This is a genomic window from Micromonospora sp. NPDC049230, assembly GCF_040647875.1.
Taxonomy (GTDB): domain Bacteria; phylum Actinomycetota; class Actinomycetes; order Mycobacteriales; family Micromonosporaceae; genus Micromonospora.
In genome coordinates this window covers 201,745-221,010 of record NZ_JBEZCZ010000001.1, presented here as the reverse complement: position 1 = coordinate 221,010, position 19,266 = coordinate 201,745, and the positions used below count along the sequence as shown (strand labels likewise).

Sequence of the window (19,266 nt, the reverse complement as noted above, 5' to 3'; positions counted from 1 at the left end):
CGTCCCCTCGTGTCCCGCCCGGCGAGCGTGTGCGCCCCGGCGGTGCCGCCCCGCGTCCGCCGTCCGGACGGCCGGGCCCCTGCCGTCGCGGCCTCGCGGACGCCCGTCGCGGCAGGTGGCGGCAATCTCGTCCGAGGGTACGGATTGTCGCCCGGAGCCTGGGGCAAGATGAAGGCATGCCCACCCTGCGTCTCGCCCTGTCCCAGGTCAACCCGAGCGTCGGCGACCTCGCCGGCAACGCGGCCCTGGTCCGCAGCTGGACTCGCCAGGCCGCCGATGCCGGTGCCCAGTTGGTGCTCTTCCCGGAGATGATGCTGACCGGCTACCCGGTCGAGGATCTGGTCTTCCGGCGTTCCTTCGTCGCCGCGTCCCAGGCCGCCGTCGAGCGGCTCGCCGCGGACCTGGCCGCCGACGGCCTCGGGGAGTTGCCGGTCGTGGTCGGCTACCTGGACGCCGACGGGCCGCCGCAGGTCAGCGGTGACGCCGAGCCGGGCCGGGGGGCCCGCAACGCCGCCGCGCTGTTGCACCGGGGCACCGTGGCCGCCCGCTACTTCAAGCACCACCTGCCCAACTACGGGGTCTTCGACGAGGACCGCTACTTCGTCTCCGGCGACACGCTGACAGTGGTGCGGATCGGCGGCGTGGACGTCGCGTTGACCATCTGCGAGGACCTGTGGCAGGCCGGCGGTCCGTTCGCCGCGGCCCGGCAGGCCGGCGTCGGCCTGGTGGTCAACATCAACGGCTCGCCGTACGAGCTGAACAAGGACGACATCCGGCTGCCGCTGGTGCGCCGCCGGGCCGCCGAGGCGGGCGCCACCATCGCGTACGTCAACATGACCGGCGGGCAGGACGAGCTGGTCTTCGAGGGCGACTCGATGATCGTCACCGCCGACGGTGAGCTGCTCACCAGGGCCCCGCAGTTCGTCGAGCACCTGCTCGTACACGACGTCGAACTGCCGGCCGCCACCGCCGCGACGACCACGGAGACGGTCGCGGACGGCATGCGCATCCTGCACAGCGCACTCGACGGCATTCCGGCCGCGCCGACCGGCCCGGCCGCCACCGGCGGTCTGATCGAGCCGGTGGCCGACGAGGCCGAGGTGTGGCAGGCACTGGTGCTGGGCCTGCGCGACTACGTCAACAAGAACCGGTTCCCGTCGGTGGTGCTCGGGCTCTCCGGCGGCATCGACTCGGCGGTGGTGGCGGCGTTGGCCGTCGACGCCCTCGGGCCGGACCGGGTGGTCGGCGTGTCGCTGCCCAGTCAGCACTCCTCGGAGCACTCCCGGGAGGACGCCGCCGACCTGGCCAAGCGCACCGGCCTGGACTACCGCGTCGAGCCGATCCAGCCGATGGTGGACGGTTTCCTGGCCAACCTGTCGCTGTCCGGGGTGGCCGTGGAGAACCTCCAGGCCCGGGTCCGGGGCGTGATCCTGATGGCCCTGTCGAACCAGGAGGGCCACCTGGTGCTGACCACCGGCAACAAGAGTGAGCTGGCGGTGGGCTACTCCACGCTGTACGGGGACTCGGTGGGCGGTTTCAACCCGGTCAAGGACGTCTGGAAGACGCTGATCTGGCGGCTCGCCAAGTGGCGCAACCGGGACGCGGAGCGGCGCGGTGAGACCGCCCCGATTCCGGAGAACTCGATCGGCAAGCCGCCGAGCGCCGAGCTGAGCCCGGGCCAGCTCGACAGCGACACCCTGCCCGACTACGACGTGCTGGACCCGATCCTGATCGGGTACGTCGACGGTGACCTCGGCCGTGACGGGCTTGTCGAGTCGGGCCACGACCCGGCGGTGGTGGACAAGGTGCTGCGGCTGGTGGATACCGCCGAGTACAAGCGACGCCAGTCGGCCCCGGGCACGAAGATCTCCATGAAGGCGTTCGGCCGGGATCGCCGCCTGCCGATCACCAACCGGTGGCGCGAGCACGGCTGAGGCGTACACCTGGGGGTGCCGGGTCGGTGGCGCGGCCCGGCGTCGCCTCGCGCGGGCCGCGCGGCGCGGACCTCGCGCGGTCCAGTGATATCTCGCACTGGGCCCTGCCGTCACCCCGTCTCGCGGTGCGACGATCGCGACGGAACCCGGGGACCGCGCAGGCGGCCTCGAGGAAGGGAGACAGAGATGGTGGAGTCCACTCCGAGCGAGGTGACCGCCCTGTACGGCGGGCCGGTCACCCGTCGGGTCCGCACCCGCGATCTGATCGCCGCCAAGGAGCGCGGCGAACGGTGGCCGATGCTGACCTCGTACGACCAGTACACCGCGGGGATCTTCGACCAGGCCGGCGTCCCGGTGCTGCTGGTCGGCGACTCGGCCGCGAACAACGTCTTCGGCTACGAGACGACCCTGCCGGTCACCGCCGACGACCTGCTTCCGCTGGTCCGGGCCGTGGTCCGCTCGACCCGGCAGGCGCTCGTCGTCGGTGACCTGCCGTTCGGCTCCTACGAGGAGGGCCCGGCGCAGGCGCTGCGCACCGCCGTCCGGTTCATGAAGGAGGGTGGCTGCCACGCGGTGAAGCTGGAGGGTGGCCGTCGCTGCGCCGCGCAGATCGCCGCGATCGTCGGTGCCGGCATTCCGGTGATGGCACACATCGGCTTCACCCCGCAGAGTGAGCACACCCTCGGTGGCTACCGCGTGCAGGGCCGGGGCGACACCGCCGACGAGGTGCTCGCCGACGCCCGGGCGGTGGCGGAGGCGGGCGCGTTCGCGGTGGTGCTGGAGATGGTGCCCGGTGAGGTGGCCAAACGGATCACCCATGACCTGGCGATCCCCACCGTCGGCATCGGCGCCGGCCCGGACACCGACGCCCAGGTGCTGGTCTGGCAGGACATGGCCGGCCTGCGCACCGGTAGGGCGCCACGTTTCGTCAAGCGGTACGCGGACCTGGCCGGCGCCCTCACCGACGCCACCCGCCGCTTCGCCGACGAGGTCCGTGGCGGCGAGTTCCCGACCGCCGAGCACACCTTCTAGGGCCTGATCGACTCGGCTTTGCCGAAAACGCGGTGTCCCTGACCTCGGGACACCGCGTTTTCAGGAAACCGGAGTGGATCACGCCGCCCGAGAGGACTCAGAGGTCCGTGACGCGGATGCCGGCGTGCGCCTTGTAGCGCTTGTTGATGGCGATCAGATTCGCGGTGAACGCCTCGATCTGGTGGGCGTTGCGCAACCGGCCGGCGTAGATGCCGCGCATTCCGGGGATCCGGGCCGCGAGCGCCCCGACGATGTCGACGAGTTCGCGGTCCTCGGTGCAGATCAGCACGTCGAGGTCGATCCGGTCGACCTCGGGGTCGGCCAGCAGCGGGGCGCTGACGTGGTTGAACGCCGCGCAGACGCGGGAGTCGGGCAGCAGCGCGGCAGCCTGCTGCACGGCGCTGCCCTCGGCGACGGTGAGCGCGTACGGGCCCTGCTTGTCGAAGCCCAACGGGTTGACACAGTCGACCACGATCGTCCCGGCGAGCGGCTCGGCGAGTGCGGCGACTGTCGCGGCGTGCCCGTCCCACGGCACCGCGATGATCACCACGTCGCTGCGGCGGGCCACCTCGTCGTTGGCCGCGCCGGTGATGCGCACGTCGGCCGGCATCCGGGGCAGCGCGGCGATCTCGGCGGCGGACTCGGCGGCCCGCTCCGCGGACCGGGAACCGATCAGCACCGTCTGCCCGGCTCGGGCGAGCCGGTAGGCGAGGCCACGTCCCTGATCGCCGGTGCCACCGATGATGCCGACCGTCAGCCCGGACACGTCGGGCAGCGTGCTCGCGTCGTATGCCATGGGCTCATCCTCGCAAACCGTCCGGCCGGTCAGCAGCGGCAGTCGCTGTGACAATCCCCGCTGCCGGCGGGCCCGCCGCCCGCGACGCCATCCCGGAGACGGGCGGGACCGCCGCGAGTCGGCTCAGGCCAGCTCGAACAGCACGGTGCGGGCTGCCGGGTCGGCGGTGACCAGGCGGACCCGGACCCGCTCGCCGAGCGGCAGGTCGCCGTGGCAGCGGGCACGGACCGGTGGGGTGTCCAGGGCGACGGTGCCGCCGGGCGGGCGGGGCCGGGACTTGCCGTTGGGTGGGGCGTCGACGTCGAGCACGGCCGCGTCGAAGGTCTCCCCCACCCGGTCGGCCAGCAGCACCGCCTCGGCCAACTCCACCGCGCCCCGGGCAGCCGCCGAGGCGATCCGGTCGGTGCTGGCCATCACCTCGGGCAGCCGGGGCAGCGCCGCGCGTGCCCAGTCGGGCACGTCCCGGCCCGTGTGCAGGGCCAGGCAGACCTCTGTGGCGTACCGGTCGGCCAGGCGTCGCAACGGTGCCGTGACGTGGGCGTACGCGGCGGCCACACCGCCGTGCTCCGGCTGCTCCGGCCGCGTGCCGTCGAAGGCGGTGTACGCGGCGCCGCGCATCAGCTCGGCCGCCTGGTCGATGAAGGCCGCGGAGCGCGGCTGCGCGGCGTCCAGGCTGGCGATCACCTCGCCGGGGCCCGCGCCGTCCGGCCAGTGCACGCCGAGCGGTGCGGCGGCCGCCCGCAGCCGCCGCACCGCCTCCGGTTTCGGGGCGGGCATCGTCCGCAGCAGGCCGATCCCACCGGCCAGCATGATGTCGGCGGCGGCCATGCCGGTCAACAGGGAGATCTGCGCGTTGTGCTCCTCCATCGGCACCGGCCCGCGCAGCACCAGCCGCCAGCCGTCGCCGTCGGGCTCCACGTCCTGCTCGGGCAGCGGCAGGTTGATGGCCCCGCGGCGCAGCCCCCGGGCGGTCAGCCGCTCGCCGATCTCGGGCAGCAGCGCGATCGGCTCGGGCAGTCGCCCGGCGTCGGCCGCCGCCTGCACCCCGGCGTAGTCGAGTTTGGCGCGGCTGCGCACCAGTGCGCGTTCCAGCTCGACGGCTACCGTGCCGCCGTCGGCGTCCAGGTCGATGGTCCACACCACGGCGGCCCGGTCGTCGTCCGGCAGGAGGCTGGCCGCGCCCTCGCTGAGCGTCAGCGGGTGCAGCGGCACGTGACCGTCGGGCAGGTAGACCGTCTGCCCGCGCCGCCAGGTCTCCTCCTCCAGCGCGCCACCCGGCTCGACGTGCGCGGCGACGTCCGCGATCGCGTACCGCACCCGGTAGCCGCCGCCCGGACGGCGGGCGAGGTGCATCGCCTGGTCCAGGTCACGCGAGCTGGCCGGGTCGAGCGTGACGAACGGCACGTCGGTGCGGTCGACGGAGGGCCGCGGCGGCGCGGCGGCTGCCGCGTCGGCCTCCCGTTGGGCGGCCGCCGGGAAGCCCTCGGGCAGACCAAACTCGCGGCGCAGCGCGCCGAAGTCGATGCGGGGCGCGAGTACGCGTCGAATGACCACGGGCCAATCCTGACAGCGCCGACGGTGATCCGCTTCCGGTGACCGGCCGAGATCTCCGCCGAGCCGCGGCACCGACCGCCCCGCTCGGAGCGGCGTGCGCACCCGCCACCTCAGCAGCGGCGTCGCGGCGGGTCCACGGGACAAGCCGAGCCGAGACGCACCTGTGCTCAGCCGGTCGCCTTCCGGGCGGTGCTGCGCGTACTCCGGGGGGCGGTGGCTCGGGCGGCCACCGGGCGGGCCGGCGACTTGCGGGCCGTCACCTTGCGGGCCGGCACCTTGGCCGCTGTGGTCTTCTTCGCCGGGGCCTTCTTCGCCGCCGCCTTGCGGGCGGTGCTCGACGACGTGCCCGTCGCCTTCGCGGCCGGCGCCTTCTTCGCGGCGGCCTTGCGGACGCCACCGCTCGGGCGGGTGGAAGCGGCCTTCTTCGCCGTGGTCTTCTTGGCCGGGGCCTTCTTCGCCGGGGCCTTCTTCGCCGGGGCCTTCTTGGCGGCCGTCTTCCGCACCGGGGACGCCTTGGTCGCGGCCTTGCGAGCCGGTGCCTTCGCCGCGGCGGTGGTCCTCTTCGCCGCCGACGCCGTGGTCTTCTTCGCGGCGCTCGTCGTCTTCTTCGCGGCCGACGCCGTGGTCTTCTTCGCGGCGCTCGTGGTCTTCTTCGCCGTGCCCGTCGCTCTGGTCGCGGCGGTGGTGCTCTTGCGTGCCGTGGACGCGGGGGCACGCTTCGCGGCGGTCGTCGTCTTGCGGGTGGCGGTCGAGGTCTTCGCCGGGGCCTTCCGAGCCGCCACGCTGGTCGTGGTCGCGGCCCTCTTCGTCGCGCCGGCCTTGGCGGCGGCGGTGGTCTTGGTCGCGGCGGTGGTCCTGCTCGCGACGGTCTTGGTCGGGGCCTTCTTCGCCGGGGCCTTCTTCGCCGCCGTGGTGGTCTTCTTCGCCGGGGCGCGCCCCGCACCGCCGGCGGCCTTCCGGGCCGGCGCCTTCGCCGCGGCGGCCCCGGCGGTGGACCTGCGCACGGGGGTGGTCCGGCTCGCCGCCGTGTTCCGTTCGGCCGCGGCGGTCTTCTTCGCGGTGGTGCGTCGGACGGTCGGACGGGTGGTGGCCTGCTGTGCTTCGGCCATCGTGGTTCCCTCCTCGGGGGCGTGCTCTCGCGTGCGTCCTCGCGGAGCACGAAATACCTCGGCACGGGCCGTCCCGCGCCGTCTACTTGTCCTCCCCGGCCCAACGAGCGTCCTCGGCGTCCCACGCCTCGTTGCGCTCCTGCACTCGTTGCAGGGCGTTCTCCGCGTCGGCCGCCGAGTTGTACGGGCCGAGAACATGCTTCGCCGGACACACGTCGGCGTCCGTCTCGACCCGGTGGTGCCGGGTGCACCAGTAGAAATGCCCACCACGTCCGCTGTCGCTCATGGGAATCACTGTGCACCGGGAACCGACCGGCCGCCACCGGATCGCGCAAGTCGCCGACCCTCTCCACAGTAGATATGCATCGGCCCGGGCGGGGCAGAACACCCGAAATAGGTCGATCGGGTTGGCCCGCGCGGCGGCTGGCCAGCGGGGGTCGCGGCCTATGATCACCCGATGGCGACACCGGACTACATCGTGGGGTTGCGCAAGCACGTCGGTCACGACCTGCTCTGGCTGCCGAGCGTCAGCGCCGTCGTTCGCAACGACGCCGGCGAGCTGCTGCTCGGCCAACGTGCCGACGACGGCCGCTGGTCGGTGGTCAGCGGCTTCGTCGAGCCGGGCGAGCAGCCGGCCACCGCGCTGGTGCGCGAGGTGCGCGAGGAGACCGGCCTGGAGGTGGCGCCGGTGCGCCTGTCCAGCGCCGTCTCGCATCCGCACACCTACCCCAACGGTGACAGTTGCGAGTACCTGAATCTGGGCTTCCTGTGCCGGCTCGTGAGCGGCACCGCCCGGGTCAACGACGACGAGTCGCTGGCCGTGGGGTGGTTTTCGGTGGACCGGCTGCCCGAGTTGGACAAGCACGCCCTGCTGGTCATCGCGTACGCGCTGCGCGAGAAGCAGGTGGCCGGTTACCTGGAGCCGGGCACGACGTGGGACGACGTGCCCGACTGAGGTTCACACCGGGGTCGGTGTGAGGGCGACCGGCGCGGTGGGCGCGGACCGCGCGGCCCGGATGGTGTACGCGAGCGCGTACGGCGTGCAGGCCAGGTAGAGCATCGGTTCCGCCAGCACGTGCTCGGTGATGATTCCGAAGATCTCCCACGGGATGGCGGGCCGGGGTAGGCCGATGTTCCAGTCTGTCCAGGCGGCGAGGAGCCACAGCGGCGCGGAGCCGCGGTCGATGCTGTCCACTGGTGTCGGACCGATGACCGGCCCGGCGCGGCTGCCCGCCGAGATGGCGTCGACAACGGCGAGAACCACCGCGAGGTCGGCGACGGCGAGTGCGCCGAGGATGCCCACCCACCAGGCCGCGCGGAGGCGGTTGCGGGCGGCGAGGCTCGCCGCGGCCCAGAGGACGAGCGTCAGACCGGCCAACCAGAGCAGCAGCCCGGGGACCGAGGTGGCCAGGTCTTCCGGGACGAGGGCGGACAGCAGCACGACCACTGTCACGCCGATGGGCAGCACCACGCCGAGCGCGATGCGCAGCGGGCCGTCGAGTGCGCCGTGCCGGGCCCAGCGCGCGGCGACCATCGCCAATAGCACCGCCAGCACGACGGTGAGCGCCGTCCAGATTGGCTGCTGTGCCCGCTGCGGCCAGCTCACTCCCGCCAGCCAGGGCTGAAGCGGGTCCAGCGCGTACGCGCCGCCGAGCACGATCCCGACGCAGGCGATCGGGGACAGCAGCAGAGCCGCAGCGGTACGGCCGACTCGACCGCGCAGCAGGCGGCGGTCGACGACCGGAGCGCCGGCCCGACTGACCGCGAGGCTCACCGCGAAGCCCAGCATCGTCGTCCAGCGACCGCTCTCGGCGAGCACGTGCACCTCGGCGGCCCACTCGCGGCGCAGATCCTCGCGGACGTCGGCCGGCCACCGACGCGCGGCCATCTCCAACAGCAGCTCGGCGGCGCGACGGGTCACCACGCCGGCGCGCCGGTCGGCTCGGTGCCACCCCACGAGGGACGACCGTCGGGGATCGCGGCACGCAGGTCGGCGAGCGTCCGCCGGGCCTGCGCCGCGCCTTCGGCGGTCAGCCGGTAGTAGCGACGGGCCGGCCGGCCAGCCTGGACCGGGTCGATCGGCTCCCAGTCGGCGGCCAGCCAGCCGGCCTCTCGCAGCCGGTGCAGCACCGGGTAGAGGGTGCCGCTGGGCAGGCCGGTCAGTCGCATCAGGTCCAGCCCGTAGCGCTGCTCGTCGGGCTCGGCGAGCAGCGCCGCGAGCACCTTGGCGACCGGAATGGTGATCCGCACCCCACCACTGTATCGGAACTCTACATAGGGGTGGGGGTCCTCTCGACCGGGAACCACAGCTCGGCGTCGGCCTCGGTGCCGTCCGCGGACACCCGGACCCGGGAGATCTCCGGTCCGGGTCGGCTGCGGTACGGGTTGGACGGAAACCACTGGGTGAACACGTCGCGCCACAGGTGCTGCACGGCCTGCGGAAACGCCCCGGAGGTGGTGAACACCGCCCACGTGCCGGCCCGCACCGGCAGCGCGTCCAGATCCTCCGGTGGCACGGCGCCGGTGACCACGCCGTGCCAGTAGTCCAGCTCGGCGCCCTCCTGGCGGCCGTCGGCGAGGTTGTCGCTGACGTTGACGATCCCCTTCGGTTCCTGGTCGGAGAGCGCCTCGATCCGCGCGGTCGTCTCCGTGTCGATGCTCCGGACGAACGCGACGATCGCCGGGTTCATCCCCTCGTGCACAAGGGGGACCCGGGCCTTGCGCCCCACCAGCGTGAACGCGTCCTTGTCGACGATTCGGTACTCCATGCTGCCGCTCCCTTCGACGGTGAGTCGGAAGGACATCCGGGGCTGGGCACGCAACGCTGCCCCCGTACGCCGAGCCTCTCCGGGCCCCACGCCGTGCACGGCGTGGAACGCACGGGCGAACGCCTCCGCCGAGCCGTAGCCGTGGTGCACCGCGACGTCGAGCAACGTCCGCTCCCCCGCCAGCACGTCCGCACCGGCGACGGTGAGCCGACGTCGCCTGATGTACTCCGACAGCGGCATCCCGGCCAGCGCGGAGAACAGCCGTCGGAAGTGGTACTCCGACGTCAGCGCGATCCGCGCCAGCTCGGCCACCTCGATCCTGCGGTCGAGGTGCCGCTCGATGTACGCCATGGCCTCGTTGAGCCGATCCAGCACCCGGCACTCCTTCCCTTTCGAGCACCGACGCTAGGTCGCGGAGCCGGTGGCCCACCCGACATCCGATGCCCGCATCGGTCGGGTACGGCCGCACGATCGCCACCGTCGACGCCGCGCTACCTCGCGGAGAGAGCCTCGGCGAGGTGTGCACCCTCGCGCTGTTGCTGCATGATCCAGGTGGGCACGGGCTCGGCCAGCAGGCCCACCACCTCCCAGCCGGCCCGGCGGTACAGCGCGACGTTGCCCGGCTTGCTGGTCTCCAGGATCGCCGGCAGGCCGTCGGCGGCGGCACGATCCAGCCCAGCCCGCATGACGGCACGACCCCACCCGCGTCCGGCGCTGCCCGGGTGGGTGCCCAGGACGCCGAGATACCAGAACGGGTACGTCGGCAGCGCGGCGTGCACGGCGTCGTCGTAGCCCTGGACGCGGACCAGCACGTCGGCGGGGTAGTGAGCGGAGAGCCCGTCGTCCAGGGTGGCATGGTCCTCGGCTGGTGGCTCCCAGATGGCGACGGACGCGCCCCCACCGATAGTCCAGATCGACGAGCGGTGCACCCGCTTGTCGAAGAGGTTCCCGAAGAAGGTGGCGGCGTGGCGCGGGTAGGTCTCGTCGTCGGGGAACAGGTGCCGCAGGATGGGATCCCTGACGAATGCGGCGACCAGCGTACCGATGACCGCGCCGCGGTCCGCTGGGGTGGCGATGGTGATCTCGGGCGTTGTCACAGCAGTCGATGCTATCCGGGGGTGGGCGCGCGTCAGCCGAAGGTGAAGGCGTACGCCTCGGCCCCGGGCTCACCGAACGTGACCTCCAGGGTCCGCTCACCGACCGCGCCGTCCTGGCGGACGAGCTGGTAGAGGCGGCCGTCCTCCAGCACACCGTTGCCGTCGGCGTCGACGTCGACGCCGTGCGACGGGCCGGGCGCCGCGCCGTCGAGCAGCACCCGGAACGGGATCGGCGCTCCCGCCCCGGGGGCCAGCACGAGATGCGCGTCGCGGGCGTGGAACCGGAAGGCGATGCCGCCGCCGGCCCGGTCGAGCGTGACGTTCTCCGACCCGATCGTCCACTCCCCCGCCAGGGCCCACGTGTTGACGCCCAGGCTCTCCGGCACCTGGTAGGCGCGGCGTTCGTCGAGCGCCGGGCCGTTCGGCGACGCGAAGTGTTCGCCGCGACGGAAACCGAGGTACGTCTCGGGGGTGCGCAGGTTGGTCCAGTCGGCCTCCGCCTCCGGGCCGACCCCCTCGACGGGTACGGGGTCGCGCTCGATGCCGAGCAGTTGCTGGAGCACCCGCTCGGACTGCTCGTAGCGCCCCTCACCGAAGTGCTCGTCGCGGATGACCCCGTCGGTGTCGACGAAGTAGAGCGCCGGCCAGTAGTGGTTGTCGAACGCGCTCCAGATCGCGTAGTCGTTGTCGACAGCCACCGGGTAGTCGATCGATCGCGCCGCGACCGCCCGCCGCACCCAGTCGACCTCGTGCTCGAACGCGAACTCCGGCGTGTGCACCCCGACGACGATCAGCCCGTCGTCGCGGTACGCCTGCGACCACGCACGCACGTACGGCTCCTGGCGCAGCCAGTTGATGCAGGTCAGCGTCCAGAAGTTGACAAGGACGACGCGCCCGCCCAGGTCGGCGGGGCCGAGTGGCTCGGAGTTGAGCCACTCGGCCGCCCCGTTGAGCGCGGGCAAATGCACGGCCATCTAGCGCAGCGACCGGAAGGCGGTGCGAAGCTCCTCGGAGAAGATCTTCGGCTGTTCCCAGGCCGCGAAGTGCCCACCCACGTCGAGCTTGTTGTAGTAGATGAGATTGGAGTACGCCTGCTCGGCCCAACTCTGCGGCGCCTCGTACAGCTCGTCGGGAAAGACGCTCACGGCGACCGGGATGGTCACGCCCTTGGCTGCGAAGAACGACAGTTTGTTCTCCGCGTACAGGCGGGACGCGGAGACCGCGGTGTTCGTCAGCCAGTAAAGCGAGATGTTGTCCAGGATGTCGTCGCGGGTGAGGCCCGCCTTGGCGCCGTCGAAGACCTGCGCGATCAGGGCGAGACTCTTCGCGTCATGGTCGAGCAGGAAGGACGCCAGTCCGACCGGGGAATCCGCCAGAGCGGTGAGTGTCTGCGGCCGTGTCGCCATCATGAGGGCGTACGCGACGTGTTTCCAGACGTAGTTGGCTTCCTCGGCGGCGCGCATCTCGTCGGCGGACAGACCGGACGGCAACGAGCCCATGGCGTTGTTCGCGCCAGTGGTGTCGCCCTGGAACAACAGGTCGATCTCGGATGGGATCGCACCGGGCATGTTGGTGTGGATGCCGAGCAGTTCCGCGGGCGCCTGGAGGCCCATCTGATCCACGATGACCGCGCCCCAGTCGCCCCCCTGCGCGACGAACCGCGTGTAGCCCAGACGCGTCATCAGCTCGGTCCAGGCGGTTGCGATCTTCTGCGGGTTCCACCCGGGCGTGGTCGGCTTGGCGGAGAAGCCGTGGCCCGGCAACGACGGGATCACCAGGTGGAAGGCGTCCGACGCGCTGCCGCCGTGTGCGGTGGGATCGGTGAGCGGTTCGATGATCTTCAACTGCTCGATCACCGACCCGGGCCAGCCGTGGGTGACGATGAGCGGCAGCGCGTCCTCGTGCCTGGAGCGCACGTGGATGAAGTGGATGTCCACCCCGTCGATGGTGGTCATGAACTGCGGTAGGGCGTTCAGTCGCGCCTCGACAGTGCGCCAGTCGTACTCGTTCTCCCAATAGCGGGCGACGGCCTGGATTGTCGCGAGTGGCACGCCCTGCGACTGGTCGTCCACCGTCTCCTTGTCCGGCCAGCGGGTCGCCTTGATGCGCCTCGTCAGGTCATCAAGGTCGGCTTGCGGAATGTCGACGCCGAAGGGCCGAATCTCCGTCGTACCGGGACGGGTCTTGGTTTTGACAGCCATGCGTGTTCCTCTCCGTCTAGGTTTGCGCCTCGTGAGGAGAAAACATGGGGTGAAGGCACTGCCCGGACTTCTGTGCCAATTCGAGATGGGCACGCCGCCGCCATATCTCGGAGCCTAGAACGCCGCACCCCGCACCCGTGGCGATACGCCGTCAGTGCGCCCCGGGTGCCGCGACCGCGTGTTCGGCGGCGCGGCTGACCTGCTCCCAGCCGGCCCAGGTGTCCATCCGCCGGCGGGAGATGTCGAACGCCAGGTCGTACACCATGCTCCCGAGCAGGAGCCGCAGCGGCGGGTCGTCGCTGTCGACCAGGCGCAGCAACGCCTCGGCGGCCAGCCGGGGCGCACTGTCGATCGAGCTGTCCGCCCACTGCCGCTCCAACTCGGCCCGCAGCGGCGCGTAGGCCGGCAGGGGCGTGGTGGCGCTCAGGCTGCTGTAGAGGTCGGTCCAGTATCCGCCCGGCTGCACGATGCTGAGCTTGACGCCGAAGGCCGCCGCTTCCATCGCCAGCGCCTCGCTCATGCCCTCCAGGGCGAACTTGCTCGCGCTGTACAGACCGGTGCTCGGAAAGCCGCCGAGGGCGGCGATGCTGGAGATCTGCACGAGGTGGCCGGACCGCTGGGCCCGCAGGTGTGGCAGCACGGCCTGACTGACCCACAGCGCGCCGAAGAGGTTGACCTCGAACTGGGCGCGCGCCTGCGCCTCGGTGAACTCTTCGATCATGCCCATGGACAGGGCGCCGGCGTTGTTGACGACGATGTCGAGGTGTCCGAAGTGCTGGACGGCGGTGTGCACGGCGGCGATGACCGCCGCCCGGTCGGTCACGTCGAGGGTCAGGGCCAGCAGCCGGTCGGCGTGCCGCTCGTCGAAGTCGTCGCTCGCGACGGTCCGGGCGGCGGCGACCACCCGGTCACCCCGGTCGAGCGCGGCGGCGGCGAACGCGCGGCCCAGACCGCGGCTGGCGCCGGTGATGAACCAGGTACGCATGTCGGTCTCCATCCTCGAAGCGAGACGAGACGGTCCGTCTCGTTATGCCAGAAGAATAGGCCCGCACTGGGCACCCGTCAAGACGAGACGGTCCGTCTCGTTGCTGGTATCGTGCCGCCTCATGACGCCCAACACGGCACGCCGGCGGGAGACCTCCCGACGCGCCATCCTCAGCGCGGCCTTCGACCTGCTCCAGGAGGTCGGGTACGCGAAGGTCAGCATCGAGGGCATCGCCACGCGCGCCGGCGTCGGCAAACAGACCATCTACCGCTGGTGGCCGTCCAAGGGCGCTGTCATCTTCGACGCGTTCCTCCTGCTCAGCGAGGCCACCGAGGGTGGGCCGCCGACCCTGCCGGACACCGGCGACCTGGCGGCGGACCTGACCCTGGTGCTGCGCGCCACCGTCGAGGAGCTGAACGATCCCCGGTACGAGCAGCCGATGCGCGCGCTGGCCACCGAGATCGCCCACGACCCCGAGCTGGCGGCGGTCTACGCCGAGCGCCTGGACGGGCCGCTGAAGGAGGCCAAACGGCAGCGCCTGCGCAGCGCCCAGCGGGCCGGCCAACTCGCCGGGGACATCGACCTCGACGTGGCGGTGGACCTGATCTGGGGACCGGTGTTCAGCCGCTGGCTGCAACGCGGTGGGCCGCTCACCGCCGAGTACGCCGACCTCGTCGTCACCACCGCCCTGAACGGACTGCGCCCCCGCCAATCCGCCGAGTGACGATCGCTGGGACGGCTTTGCGCCGCCCCCGCGCCATGCGGCAACATCAGGCGCCGTGACGGCACCAGGCACGGCCCCCGACGACGACAACGGCACACCTCGGTCGAGTCGGCGGGTCAGACACTGGCTGGCCGGCGCCGGGGTCACCGCGCTGGCGGCAGTACTCGGCATCACCCTCGCCGTCCGTGGCGGCGCCGCCCCGGCCTGCGCCGCCCCGCCGACCGGCAACGCCGTCCACAAGGGAAAGGCCAGCTTCTACGACGCGGGCCGCTCGGGCGGCACCTGCTCCTTCCCGGGCCCGCCGGCGGACCGGCTCTACGTGGCCCTCGGCGCGTCCGCGTACGCCGGGTCGGCGGCCTGCGGCAGCTACCTGGACGTGAGCGGCCCGAAGGGCAAGGTGCGGGTCCTGGTCATGGACCAGTGCGGCGGGTGCGGCACCGGCAAGATCGATCTCTCCGACGAGGCGTTCGCCAAGATCGCGGACCGGGCGCAGGGCATCGCGTCGGTGACGTACCGCGCGGTGGTGAACCCGCCACTCGACGGCGGCCTCACCTTCCGGATGAAGAGCGGCGCCTCGCGGTACTGGTTCGCGGTGCAGGTCGGCAACCACGGCAACCCGCTGCGCTCGGTCGAGGCGGCGGGACCGGGCGGCGGCTTCCGCAAGGCGGCCCGGCAGAGCGACAACTACTGGACCGTCGAGGACGGCCTCGGCCCCGGGCCCTTTCGCATCAGGGTCACCGACGTGTACGGGCGTCAGGCCACCGCCACCGGCATCCGGATGACCCCTCAGCGGGTCCAACGCAGCACGGCTGCCCTCGCCAGTGCCGCCCCACCCAGCGCTGTGTCCCCGCCGACTCCCACGACTGCGCCCTCGCCGACCCCGACAGAGTCGGCCGCACCGACGGCGACAGTCGAGGCGCTCGCCGGTGCCGCCCCGCTCGACCGTCCGCGCTGCTGACCCGCCGGCTTGACCGGCGCGGCCGGCGGACCAGGGACAGCCACCCGAGGAACCTGGCCGGCATCGCGGGCGGCACCGGACGCGGCCCCAGGCCGGACTATGATCGCCCGCTGTGACAGCCAGATGGTTCGAGGGCGACGCGGCCCATGGAGGCGACCTGGCGGCCGCGCAGCCGGCCCGGCGTTCCACCGGACGATCAGTGGCTCTCGCGGCGCTGGCCGCGGTGCTCGTGCTCACCGGCTGTTCGAACGGCCCGGCCGGCCCGCCGACCGCCGGGGCCACCCCGCCACGCTCGACGAGCGGGCTGGGTCAGGCGCCGGATGTGCAGCCCGGCGAGTCAGGTTCGGTCAGCGCCGACGAGGCGCAGCGCCGGCGCCTCACCGCGGCGGCCACCCTGGTCACGACCAAACCGGGGGTCCTCGGCATCCTGGTGCGGGACCGGCGGACCGGCGATCTCTGGCAGGCAGGGACCACCGACCATCCGATCTGGACAGCCTCCACCATCAAGCTCGCGATGGCCGTGGGCCTGCTGGAGCGTGCCCGTGCCGGCGAGATCACACTCGACGCCACCGCACGCCGGCAGATCGCCGACATGCTCAGCGTCTCCTCCGACGACGCGGCGACCGCCCTGTGGAACCGCTACGGCCGCGACAGCCAACTCAAACGCTTCCAGCAGCGCTACGGGATGACAGGGCTGACCACCGTCGCCGGCTACTCGCGCTTCTGGGGACACCTCAAGTGCACGGCGGACGATCTACAACGGTTGATGTCGTACGTGCTGGACCGCCTCGACCCGACCGACCGGGCCTACCTCCTCGACGCGATGCGCTCGGTCGGCTCGATCCAGCACTGGGGCGTGTGGGCGGCCGGCGCCACACAGCAGCCCGGCACCAAGAACGGCTGGTCGATCGAGCCAGACCCGGGCGGTAAGCACTGGGTCACCAACACCGTGGGATTCGCCGGCGACGGCCAGCGTTATGTCGTCGCCATCATGTACCAACTCCCACCCGGCAAGACGATCGACGCGGGGGTGCACACGGTGAGCGACCTGGTCGCCACCGTCTTCGGGGCGCGGACCCCGGCGCGGGTCACCGTGCCGGACCCCAGCACCGGGCTCTGAGGACGACGCCCCCATCCCGGCTCACCGGAACGGGCGCGCGAGGATCGCGAACAGCGTCCGGAGCAGCACCACCACGCGGTACACCGCGTAGACGAGCCACGCGAAGAACAGGCCGGCGGCGGTGGCGAGCAGGGCGGGCCCCACGACTGTCGTCTGCTCGACCACCCCGCCACCCGCGATCATGACGGTGACCACGACACCGAGCAGCACGACGGCACGCCCCACCCCCTTCGCCGCCTCCCACACGGCGGTCGCGTGTGCGCGGGCCGGTAGGGCTCCCGACGAGGGCAGGGTGGGCGACGCGACGGATGCCGGTGCCCGCGCCGCCAGCTCGTCGAGCTGCCGACCCGCGGCACGGTCCCGTTCGTCGGCGGAGCGACGCAGGACCGCCTCCAGTGCCCGCAGGTCGTCCCGATCGCGAAGCAGCCCGGTGCGGGGATCGGCGAGGAGCAGCAGAGGCACCGGAGGTTCCTCGTCAGCCGAGCGGACGAGCACCCACGCCCTACCGAAGCCGCTGAGCTGACCGGGTCGCCGCACCCGGACGATCCCCGACAGCAGGCTGATCCGGGGCGCCGTCGGGTCAGGACCAAGCATGAGGCCGGAGCCGTCGATCATCGCCTCCCCGTCGACCAGGTCCCGGCAACTCTCGGTGAATCGCCGAGCCAGGGTGGTGACAAAGCCGACCACCACCAGGGACACGACCAGCACGATGACGCCGAGCAGCTCGTTGCGCAGTGCCGCCGCGTCGATCAGCAGCAGCGGAGGAACGAGGACGAACAGGTACCAGCCGGCGAACAGCAGGGCCCGACGCCGGTCCAGCCACCGCACCAGCCGGGCACGGTCGGGCTCGTCCGGAAAGCGCCGCAGGGGGACCGCGTCGGTCGGCAGGACCGGTTGTCGACACAGATCGTGCAACAGTTCGCCCGCCAACACCGCCAGGTCCCGCGCGAACTGCCCCTCCTCGTATTTCACCTCGCGGAGTTCGAACAGTTCGATGGCCGCCCGACCGTCCACCGGGTTCTTCTCGGGCAACGCGACGCCCAGGCGCACCCCGGCGGCGGGCACCAACAGCAGACGCGGCCCCCGCAGGGTGCGTCGCCCGACGGCCGCCGGATCGTCGACGAGCACCACCGCGGCAACCTCGTCCCACCGCAGGTGACATGTGAGCTTCGGGGTCCGCACCGACCAGCCCTGCGAATCGATGTCGACGCGGAACGGCAACACCGCGTCCCGCACCAGCCGGCCACCCGTCGCCAGGCCGAGCGCCACGGCCGCCGCGCCCAGGAACAGGCCGACCCAGGCGACATCCAGCAGCGCGTACGCGATCCCGACAGCTCCGGTGAGCAGCAGCATCCCGAAGAACAGAAGAACAACACGATCGAAGTACGGCTGCCGTACCTTCACCAGCCCATCGTCCAGCACGAGGTCAAGGCGTCTGCCGCATAGGCGCTGTGAGCCGCCGCAACGGTTCGGTGCGCTGCCCTGCCGGGTTGCCATCGCAACTTGGTGCCAGACTGCCTGGATGCCCGAACGCCTTGCACCTGTCCTCCGGACCACGGACGCCATCGCCGCCGCGACCTGGTATTCACGCCTTGGATTCGTGCGGCAGTGGGAGCACCGGTTCGCCTCTGACCTGCCGCTCTACGTGAGCATCGCCCGGGGCGATATGGAGATCCATCTGTCGGAGCACACCGGGGACGCGCGGCCAGACACCCTGCTGTATCTGTACGTCGACGACATCGATGCAGTCGCGGCTGCCTGCGGCGTGGCAACTGTCGAACAAGAGGACTGGGGGCATGAGTTCGAGGTGGTCGACCCTGACGGCAACCGACTCCGCGTCGGGGCACTCCCCCGATGAGCCGATGGAGGCTTCATACCGCCTTCCGTGCGGTTGCCGTTGGGATGCCGACGTGAGAGGGGACGCGTTCGCCCAGATCGGGCTGGACGGGCAGGTAGCTGTCGAGCCCATGCCGCAACTGGGTTACGCAGCGTCAGAAGCGACCCCTGGCCTCGGCGATGGCCTCGCGCATGTCGGCTGTGTGTTGGTCCGCGAGGTCCGACCGGCCGTGGTATTGCGCCGGCGTGTTGTGGAACAACGCGACACGCCACGTCCCGTTCTGCTGCACCGCGATCAGCGACTGCACCGCGTTCACCGCCGGGTTCACATCTGTTTGGCCTGGTGGGACCATCCCGACCCGCGCTCTCAGCAGCGCGACCGCCTCACCGAGCGGACGCACCTCCTGCACTCTCCACACGTACGAGGCGGTCGGATGGTCCGTGAAGATCGGCGCCAGGTGCCCCTCCAACTCCGACGCGCTGACCTGGCTGCCGTCGAAGCCGACAAGCGAGGCGTCGTCGGCGAACAAGGCGGCGTACCGGCGCGCGTCGCGGTCGTTCCAGGCGGTCAGCAGCTCCTCATATAGCCGCTGTACGGCGACGCTTTCCTCGGCCATGCCTCTCATCCTGCCACGCAGGGTGACGGCGGGCCGGCCAGCGCCGCCGTTCGCCGGGCACCCCCTGGTGGGCACGTCCTGGTTGCTGAGTCGGCTCCGAACCACCCCGAAACTCCTACGCCCGCCAGCGGGCACGGTGTCAACCTGGCAGGACGGCGAGTTCACCTGGATCAGAGGTCGCGCACGATGGGCGCCCTCCAGGCGCATGCAGCGGTACGCCTCAGCCGAGGAGGTCGACGCGCTGCCGCCTCCGCCGCCCGGCGACGGGTGGCTGTACGCGTGGGCGTGGCAGGACCGAGCCGCCGGTCGGGTGCGTACCAGGGGATTTCCGCGCCGGGCGACGCCATCATCGAGGATGAGGCCACCGGAGCGTCCGCGATCGCGCTCACCGCGGAGTTACGCCGGGCGCTGGACATCACGCAGGGCAAGGGATCGCAGATCCTGACCCGACCAGGCGCGGATGACACCGTCGAGGTCGGCGGCCGGGTCGTCCTGGCGGAAACCGGCTCGCTCTGGATGAGTCATCCCCGAGGCG

At 71.9% G+C, this 19,266-nt stretch carries 21 protein-coding genes; 7 read left to right on the top strand and 14 right to left on the bottom strand.

Annotated features, from left to right (window positions below):
• The first annotated feature begins 176 nt into the window (after positions 1-176).
• Both AB0A95_RS01085 and panB read left to right on the top strand, forming a co-directional pair.
• On the top strand, positions 177-1,934 hold the full coding sequence (locus tag AB0A95_RS01085) for an NAD+ synthase (RefSeq protein WP_357553550.1): 1,758 nt from the start codon (positions 177-179) through the stop codon (positions 1,932-1,934).
• Positions 1,935-2,120: 186 nt separating this feature from the next.
• The gene (gene panB, locus AB0A95_RS01080; protein ID WP_357553549.1) at positions 2,121-2,966 is read left to right on the top strand and encodes a 3-methyl-2-oxobutanoate hydroxymethyltransferase; all 846 of its coding nucleotides are present in this window, start codon (positions 2,121-2,123) and stop codon (positions 2,964-2,966) included.
• Positions 2,967-3,063: 97 nt separating this feature from the next.
• On the opposite strand, the gene npdG is transcribed toward panB, so the two are convergent.
• The 4 genes from npdG to AB0A95_RS01060 form a co-directional block, all read right to left on the bottom strand.
• Positions 3,064-3,762 carry an NADPH-dependent F420 reductase gene (gene npdG / locus AB0A95_RS01075; RefSeq protein WP_007463329.1) on the bottom strand — a complete coding sequence of 233 codons (699 nt, stop codon included), beginning with the start codon at positions 3,760-3,762 and terminating at the stop codon, positions 3,064-3,066.
• 123 nt (positions 3,763-3,885) lie between these two features.
• Positions 3,886-5,316 carry an RNB domain-containing ribonuclease gene (locus tag AB0A95_RS01070; RefSeq protein WP_357553548.1) on the bottom strand — a complete coding sequence of 477 codons (1,431 nt, stop codon included), beginning with the start codon at positions 5,314-5,316 and terminating at the stop codon, positions 3,886-3,888.
• A 167-nt stretch (positions 5,317-5,483) separates the two neighbouring features.
• Positions 5,484-6,425 (bottom strand): histone, encoded by a 942-nt coding sequence (locus AB0A95_RS01065; RefSeq protein WP_357553547.1) that lies wholly within the window; start codon positions 6,423-6,425, stop codon positions 5,484-5,486.
• Between the two features lie 82 nt (positions 6,426-6,507).
• Positions 6,508-6,711 (bottom strand): hypothetical protein, encoded by a 204-nt coding sequence (locus AB0A95_RS01060; RefSeq protein WP_357553546.1) that lies wholly within the window; start codon positions 6,709-6,711, stop codon positions 6,508-6,510.
• A 171-nt stretch (positions 6,712-6,882) separates the two neighbouring features.
• On the opposite strand from AB0A95_RS01060, the gene AB0A95_RS01055 reads away from it, so the two are divergent.
• On the top strand, positions 6,883-7,380 hold the full coding sequence (locus tag AB0A95_RS01055) for an NUDIX domain-containing protein (protein ID WP_357553545.1): 498 nt from the start codon (positions 6,883-6,885) through the stop codon (positions 7,378-7,380).
• A 3-nt stretch (positions 7,381-7,383) separates the two neighbouring features.
• Here AB0A95_RS01055 and AB0A95_RS01050 read toward each other — a convergent pair whose 3' ends face one another.
• The 7 genes from AB0A95_RS01050 to AB0A95_RS01020 all read right to left on the bottom strand — a co-directional run bounded on the left by AB0A95_RS01050 (position 7,384) and on the right by AB0A95_RS01020 (position 13,476).
• Complete coding sequence (locus AB0A95_RS01050; RefSeq protein WP_357553544.1) at positions 7,384-8,382, bottom strand: hypothetical protein; 999 nt, start codon at positions 8,380-8,382, stop codon at positions 7,384-7,386.
• Positions 8,343-8,675, bottom strand: a complete 333-nt coding sequence (locus AB0A95_RS01045; protein ID WP_357553543.1) for a PadR family transcriptional regulator — start codon at positions 8,673-8,675, stop codon at positions 8,343-8,345. Before AB0A95_RS01045 ends, AB0A95_RS01050 begins: the two co-directional genes overlap by 40 nt.
• 20 nt (positions 8,676-8,695) lie before the next feature.
• A complete protein-coding gene (locus AB0A95_RS01040) occupies positions 8,696-9,568 on the bottom strand; it encodes an AraC family transcriptional regulator (RefSeq protein ID WP_357553542.1) in 873 nt (290 codons plus the stop codon).
• 116 nt (positions 9,569-9,684) lie between these two features.
• Positions 9,685-10,290, bottom strand: a complete 606-nt coding sequence (locus AB0A95_RS01035; protein WP_357553541.1) for a GNAT family N-acetyltransferase — start codon at positions 10,288-10,290, stop codon at positions 9,685-9,687.
• 32 nt (positions 10,291-10,322) lie between these two features.
• Positions 10,323-11,264: a redoxin family protein gene (locus AB0A95_RS01030; RefSeq protein WP_357553540.1), complete on the bottom strand. Its 942-nt coding sequence runs from the start codon at positions 11,262-11,264 to the stop codon at positions 10,323-10,325.
• On the bottom strand, positions 11,265-12,491 hold the full coding sequence (locus AB0A95_RS01025; RefSeq protein ID WP_357553539.1) for an epoxide hydrolase family protein: 1,227 nt from the start codon (positions 12,489-12,491) through the stop codon (positions 11,265-11,267).
• Positions 12,492-12,642: 151 nt separating this feature from the next.
• Positions 12,643-13,476, bottom strand: coding sequence for an SDR family oxidoreductase (locus tag AB0A95_RS01020; protein ID WP_357553538.1), 834 nt, complete (start codon positions 13,474-13,476; stop codon positions 12,643-12,645).
• A 121-nt stretch (positions 13,477-13,597) separates the two neighbouring features.
• Between AB0A95_RS01020 and AB0A95_RS01015 the strand changes: the two genes are divergently transcribed.
• From AB0A95_RS01015 to AB0A95_RS01005, 3 genes are all read left to right on the top strand, one after another.
• Positions 13,598-14,200 carry a TetR/AcrR family transcriptional regulator gene (locus AB0A95_RS01015; protein WP_357553537.1) on the top strand — a complete coding sequence of 201 codons (603 nt, stop codon included), beginning with the start codon at positions 13,598-13,600 and terminating at the stop codon, positions 14,198-14,200.
• A gap of 55 nt (positions 14,201-14,255) precedes the next feature.
• Positions 14,256-15,158: an expansin EXLX1 family cellulose-binding protein gene (locus tag AB0A95_RS01010; RefSeq protein WP_357553536.1), complete on the top strand. Its 903-nt coding sequence runs from the start codon at positions 14,256-14,258 to the stop codon at positions 15,156-15,158.
• Between the two features lie 112 nt (positions 15,159-15,270).
• Complete coding sequence (locus tag AB0A95_RS01005; RefSeq protein WP_357553535.1) at positions 15,271-16,278, top strand: hypothetical protein; 1,008 nt, start codon at positions 15,271-15,273, stop codon at positions 16,276-16,278.
• 21 nt (positions 16,279-16,299) lie between these two features.
• Here AB0A95_RS01005 and AB0A95_RS01000 read toward each other — a convergent pair whose 3' ends face one another.
• Positions 16,300-17,682 (bottom strand): hypothetical protein, encoded by a 1,383-nt coding sequence (locus AB0A95_RS01000; RefSeq protein ID WP_357553534.1) that lies wholly within the window; start codon positions 17,680-17,682, stop codon positions 16,300-16,302.
• 118 nt (positions 17,683-17,800) lie between these two features.
• Between AB0A95_RS01000 and AB0A95_RS00995 the strand changes: the two genes are divergently transcribed.
• Positions 17,801-18,136 (top strand): glyoxalase superfamily protein, encoded by a 336-nt coding sequence (locus AB0A95_RS00995; RefSeq protein WP_357553533.1) that lies wholly within the window; start codon positions 17,801-17,803, stop codon positions 18,134-18,136.
• A 133-nt stretch (positions 18,137-18,269) separates the two neighbouring features.
• Here AB0A95_RS00995 and AB0A95_RS00990 read toward each other — a convergent pair whose 3' ends face one another.
• Positions 18,270-18,731: an SgcJ/EcaC family oxidoreductase gene (locus AB0A95_RS00990; RefSeq protein WP_357553532.1), complete on the bottom strand. Its 462-nt coding sequence runs from the start codon at positions 18,729-18,731 to the stop codon at positions 18,270-18,272.
• A gap of 396 nt (positions 18,732-19,127) precedes the next feature.
• On the bottom strand, positions 19,128-19,256 hold the full coding sequence (locus AB0A95_RS00985) for a hypothetical protein (RefSeq protein ID WP_357553531.1): 129 nt from the start codon (positions 19,254-19,256) through the stop codon (positions 19,128-19,130).
• Positions 19,257-19,266: the final 10 nt, after the last annotated feature.